Raw genomic sequence first — 1,420 nt, 5'->3', positions numbered from 1 at the left:
TCATAGAGGCGCTCGCGTCGATGATTTTGATAAATTTGATTTACAAGAAATTTTAAGGCGGGAATTTTAAAATTTTGAAATTATAGGACTTTGGAATTTTAGAATTTCAAAATTCCGCGAAATTTTAGAATTCTATAAAAATTTTGATTTAGTGCGGGATTGAAATAGAGTTAAATTTAAAGCTCTATTTTGCACTGCGATTGGTTAAGTCTTGTAGTTCCATAGTATAGTTTTCTCTTGATTTATACAAATCACGATCTCTATATACCTCTAAAATTTCTTTTAGTAGGAATAAAATGTCTTGCTTACTAAGATTTTGCGTATGATTTGGTTTTAAATCTAGGAGTTTCCAAATCCTATGGAATTCCTCTGGAACTAATTTCCTATTAATATTTACCTCATGATCTATAATCATCTCTATAATTTCACCTTTATGATATAAGATCCAAATAGACTTTGTATCGTAATCGTGGTCGTGTTCATAGCCTGGGAAGCTATAAAGAAACCAAGCCCAGCAATCTCTCTCCCTATCGATAGTCCATCGCAGCTCGTTAATAAAAGTCTCATAGTATGGATTATATTTGTAGTAAATTTCGCTCAATCCATACTTCTCATCATCATCTTTTGTGATGATTGCATTTTCAAATGCCATCTGCGCTCCTTGTAATTTAAAATTTAACGTGCAAGCGGAAATCTTAAGTGCAAATTTATGCAAAATCCACGACGCAGCCGAAACGACAAGCATGGAAATTTCAAACTCGCCGCTTAAAGATAGACCGGCGAGATTGCCGCGACCGCTAACTCCGCTCGCCGCGGATATATTTGCTTTCGCTAGCCGCGGCAAAGCAAATGCGGCTCGTAAGCAAAGCTAGCGGTAAAATTAATCGCAACCCATCCGCAAGAAGCATAACTGCACGATTTGCGGACGGGCTAATAAAGCCGAAGCGAGTCGATTAAATTTAAGCTTTAGCTTGCGGCGCTTAAAAGCCGACTTAAGCCTAAACGCTATGCGGGCGATGTACCGCGACACGGCGCCTAAGCTTTAAGCTACATTAAGACCGGAATTTTGGTCTTTTGCAGGAAGTATTTCGACGCGCCGCCTAAGAAAATCTCCTTTATGCCGCTGTCTGAGTGCAAGCCCGCGACGATTAGGTCGAAATCGCCCGCGTCGGCGTACTCTAGCAGCACCTGTCCCGGGATCTTGCCGTCTGCGTTTAGCGTCTCGAAAGCATCGATATTAACGTCGTGCAGAGCCAAATAATCGCTTATTCGGCGCTTCGTTTCGGGGATGCCCTCTTGGAGGTAGTGGTTTGCGGTGATGACGGTGACGGACTTGGCGCGCTGCAAAAGCTCCAGCCAATTATCGAGCGCTCGCGCAGATGCCGCAGTGCCGGTAAGCGAAACTAAAATTTTATCCGCC

General features: G+C 42.3%; 2 protein-coding genes. Both read right to left on the bottom strand.

Features of this window, described 5'->3' with window-relative positions:
* Window positions 1-184: 184 nt before the first annotated feature.
* Window positions 185-844 carry a hypothetical protein gene (locus Q0340_RS08815; protein WP_298083013.1) on the bottom strand — a complete coding sequence of 220 codons (660 nt, stop codon included), beginning with the start codon at window positions 842-844 and terminating at the stop codon, window positions 185-187.
* Window positions 845-1,047: 203 nt separating this feature from the next.
* Window positions 1,048-1,420: universal stress protein (locus tag Q0340_RS08810; protein WP_298083012.1), on the bottom strand; the 373-nt coding region annotated here is incomplete at its 5' end.

Origin of the sequence: uncultured Campylobacter sp., assembly GCF_938045595.1 — a bacterium.
In the GTDB taxonomy this organism is placed as follows: domain Bacteria; phylum Campylobacterota; class Campylobacteria; order Campylobacterales; family Campylobacteraceae; genus Campylobacter_B.
The sequence above is the reverse complement of the archived record's forward strand: the minus strand, read 5'-3'. Positions and strand labels throughout refer to the sequence as shown.